At 48.1% G+C, this 3,693-nt stretch carries 5 protein-coding genes; 3 read left to right on the top strand and 2 right to left on the bottom strand.

Annotated features, from left to right (window positions below; translation table 11 throughout):
• Positions 1–42 precede the first annotated feature (42 nt).
• Positions 43–240 carry a zinc-finger domain-containing protein gene (locus ACTHSP_RS18800; protein WP_003745781.1) on the top strand — a complete coding sequence of 66 codons (198 nt, stop codon included), beginning with the start codon at positions 43–45 and terminating at the stop codon, positions 238–240.
• 3 nt (positions 241–243) lie between these two features.
• A complete protein-coding gene (locus tag ACTHSP_RS18795) occupies positions 244–600 on the top strand; it encodes a hypothetical protein (RefSeq protein WP_036473192.1) in 357 nt (118 codons plus the stop codon).
• A gap of 6 nt (positions 601–606) precedes the next feature.
• Here the strand turns inward: ACTHSP_RS18795 and mutY are convergent, their stop codons facing one another.
• Positions 607–1,641: an A/G-specific adenine glycosylase gene (mutY, locus tag ACTHSP_RS18790; RefSeq protein WP_440346662.1), complete on the bottom strand. Its 1,035-nt coding sequence runs from the start codon at positions 1,639–1,641 to the stop codon at positions 607–609.
• Between the two features lie 162 nt (positions 1,642–1,803).
• Here mutY and ACTHSP_RS18785 point away from each other — a divergent pair, with 162 nt between their 5' ends.
• Complete coding sequence (locus ACTHSP_RS18785) at positions 1,804–2,844, top strand: zinc-dependent alcohol dehydrogenase family protein (RefSeq protein WP_049335428.1); 1,041 nt, start codon at positions 1,804–1,806, stop codon at positions 2,842–2,844.
• Between the two features lie 69 nt (positions 2,845–2,913).
• Here the strand turns inward: ACTHSP_RS18785 and trmA are convergent.
• On the bottom strand, positions 2,914–3,693 hold a 780-nt coding region (gene trmA / locus ACTHSP_RS18780; protein ID WP_440346661.1), incomplete at its 5' end, for a tRNA (uridine(54)-C5)-methyltransferase TrmA.

Genomic DNA, 3,693 nt, shown 5'->3' with positions numbered 1-3,693 from the left:
TACAATATCGGAAGATAAGAAAACATAGTGAGGAACCAAACCATGAGTACACAGTCTGAAAAAAACGTTGTAGTCATTAAGCCGCAGGATTTGCCGCTGCATTGCTCCGGCCCTAATCATGAAACATGGAACGGCCATCCGCGCGTGTTCTTACCGATTCAGTCCAACAGTGAGATTGAATGTCCGTATTGCGGCACTTATTACCGTCTTGATGGCGAGATTCCGCATCACCATTATTAATCTATGCCTATGTTGAATAAAATCATCTGCGCTTTGTGCGTGAGTTTGTGCGCTGCGTGCGGTTCTTATAAGGCCGTGCGCCCTGATGCGCCGTTACCGGTCATTGCACAGGCGCAGACGTATTCTGTCCGTTATCAATCTGCACAAGGTCGGACGATTACTGCAATTTATATCAACAGCCACAGCCCGATGATGGTTGAGCTGCGTGAAGGTAATACGGTTGAGAAACTGGTGCAAGTCCGCTTGCGGAGTCAGGGCGTCGAGTACGCCAATCCAAGCTCGCGTTGGCAGATTGGCGATGGGTTTGCCGTACTGATTCGCGGCGGAAAAGAAGTTGTATTTAAAGAGATTGTGGAATAGGGCGGTTTAGCCTTTAGCCAAATACTTGATTAGAGGTTTGGGCAAACCATAATCCACCAACTGTTCCGATGATATCCAAAGGCCGTCTGAAAGATGTTCAGACGGCCTTTGTTGCGTCTGAAAAGGGGTAATCATCAATAAGCGGTGGGTCAGGCGGTGGGTAAACGTGGTTTGTTCTTCAAGGCCGTCTGAAACAATGCCGAAGTGTTCGGCGTAAGTATACAAATCGTCTAATTTTTCAAAACAGGGTACGCAATACAGACCGCCCCAAATGCCTTTGGCAGGGCGTTTTTCAAGCAATAATGCGCCGTCAGCGTTATGCATAATCAGCCAATAAAGCGGTAGGGTTTGCACTTCGGGAGCAGTTTTTTTGCGGGGCAGCTCGTCAATGCGGTTTTGTTTTTTTGCTTCGCAGATGTCTGCCATAGGGCATTGATGGCACAAAGGTTTTGTCCGTTTGCAGACGGTTGCACCCAAATCCATCAGCCCTTGTGTATAGGCAGGCATATCGGCGTTTTCAGACGGCAGCAGGCTTTCGGCAAGTGTCCAGAGCGAGTTTTCAAATTTTTTGTCTTGCGGATTGCCGTCTTGGGCAAAGACACGGCAGAGAACGCGTTTGACGTTGCCGTCCAAGATGGTTTCTCGTCGGTTAAAAGCAAAGGCAGAAATGGCGGCAGCGGTACTTCTGCCTACGCCGCAGAGCGTCTCCAAGTCCTTGCGCTCGGAAGGAAAGATGCCGCCGAATTGTCCGATGACTTGTTGCGCTGCTTTGTGCAGATTGCGTGCGCGGCTGTAATAGCCCAAGCCTGCCCACAAGGATAAAACCTCGTCTTGCGGCGCGGCGGCAAGCGATTGCACAGTTGGGAATTTGGCTAAGAAACGCGGATAGTAGTCCAATACGGTAGCAACCTGCGTTTGTTGGAGCATGATTTCTGAAAGCCAGACGGAATAGGGGTCTTTGACCTGCCAAGGCAAGTCGTGACGGCCATGCTGCCGTTGCCAATCGATGAGTCGTCGCGCGAAGGATGTGGGTGTGTTCATTAATATTTACTTTTTAATTATTTATTTTTAAAACATAGTGTTGTACTATAACATACGAAATAATAATCAGGATTGACTTATCTGGTGGAGGGGTATATAAATATAGTTAACGTGGATTTACGCTGTATTGTTAAAGTTTATTAACTGCTCAAGGAGATTCACATGAAAGCAATGGTTTATCATGGCGCAAACGACATCCGTTTCGAAGAAAAACCCCGCCCTCAAATTATCGATCCGACCGATGCAGTCGTCAAAATCGTTAAAACCACGATTTGCGGTACTGACTTGGGTATTTGGAAGGGTAAAAACCCTGAAGTTGCCGACGGTCGTATTCTCGGTCATGAGGGTATCGGTATTGTAGAAGAAGTCGGCGATGCTGTAAAAAACATCAAAGTCGGTGATAAAGTCATTATTTCATGTGTCAGCAAATGCTGTACTTGCGACAACTGTAAAATCCAACTTTATTCACACTGCCGCAACGGCGGTTGGATCTTGGGCTATATGATTGACGGTACTCAGGCCGAATACGTCCGTACGCCTTATGCCGACAACAGTTTGGTTCCGCTGCCTGACAACGTCAACGAAGAAGTTGCCCTGTTGTTGAGCGATGCCCTGCCTACCGCCCACGAAATCGGCGTGCAATACGGTGATGTGAAACCCGGCGATACCGTATTCATCGCAGGCGCAGGCCCTGTCGGCATGTCTGCCTTGTTGACCGCGCAACTGTATAGCCCTGCTGCCATCATCGTTTGTGATATGGACGAAAATCGTTTGAAACTGGCGAAAGAATTGGGTGCAACCCATACCATCAACCCTGCTTCCGGCGATGTGAGCAAGCAAGTTGCCGCTATCGTCGGCGAAGATGGCGTAGATTGCGCCATAGAAGCGGTCGGTATCCCTGCGACTTGGAATATGTGCCAAGACATTGTGAAACCCGGAGGCCATATTGCTGTGGTTGGTGTACATGGTCAATCCGTTGATTTCAAACTGGAAAAACTGTGGATTAAAAACCTTGCCATTACTACCGGCCTGGTTAACGCCAATACCACCGAAATGCTGATGAAAGCCATTTCCAGTAGCTCAGTGGATTACACCAAAATGATGACCCACCATTTCAAATTCAGCGAATTGGAAAAAGCTTACGATGTATTCAAACACGCTGCTGAAAACCAAGCCATGAAAGTGGTTTTGGAAGCGGATTGATTTGAAAATCACTTAAGATGCCGTTAATTAAAGGCCGTCTGAACATTCAGACGGCCTTTTTATATGATTTTATTTTTTCTTCAACCAAACGCCGCTTTCGATATGATGGGTAAATGGGAATTGATCGAACAGGGCGGCGCGTTCGATGGTATGGGTTTGACAGAGCGTGTCTAGGTTGGTGCGAAGGGTCTCAGGGTTGCAGGAAATATAGAGGACATTGTCGAATCGGGCAACCAATTTGAGCGTCTCATCATCAACACCGGCGCGTGGAGGATCGACAAAAATAGTTGAAAAATCATAGTTTTTCAAGTCGATGCCTTGTTCTTGCAGGCGGCGAAATTCACGGTTTTGCGTGTAGGCCTCGGTAAATTCTTCCGCAGACAGGCGGGCGATTTTGAGGTTGGTAATTTGGTTAGCTTCAATGTTCCATTGAGCGGCGTTGACGGAAGTTTTGGAGACTTCGGTCGCCAACACTTGATTGAAATGTTGCGAAAGCGGCAGGGTGAAATTGCCGTTGCCGCAGTACAGCTCAAGCATGTCTTTGCCTAAGTTCTGCACAGCATCACACGCCCACGTCAGCATTTTTTGGCACACGTGGGCATTGGGTTGGGTAAAGCTGCCCTCGATTTGACGATAGCGGAAGGTCTTGCCGTTGACTTCCAACGCTTCGGTCACAAAATCTTGGCTCAATACGATTTTTTGTCCGCGGCTGCGGCCGATGATGTGTATGCCCAAATTGTGCGCCAGCTCTTGCGCGGCTTGTTGCCATGCTTCGTTCAGCTTCTTGTGGTAAATCATGGTAACCAGCATTTCGCCGCTTAAAGTGGACAAAAATTCGACGGCGTACCA

Source organism: Neisseria sp. P0001.S005 (assembly GCF_051963715.1).
This window is presented reverse-complemented; position numbering and strand designations above follow the sequence as displayed.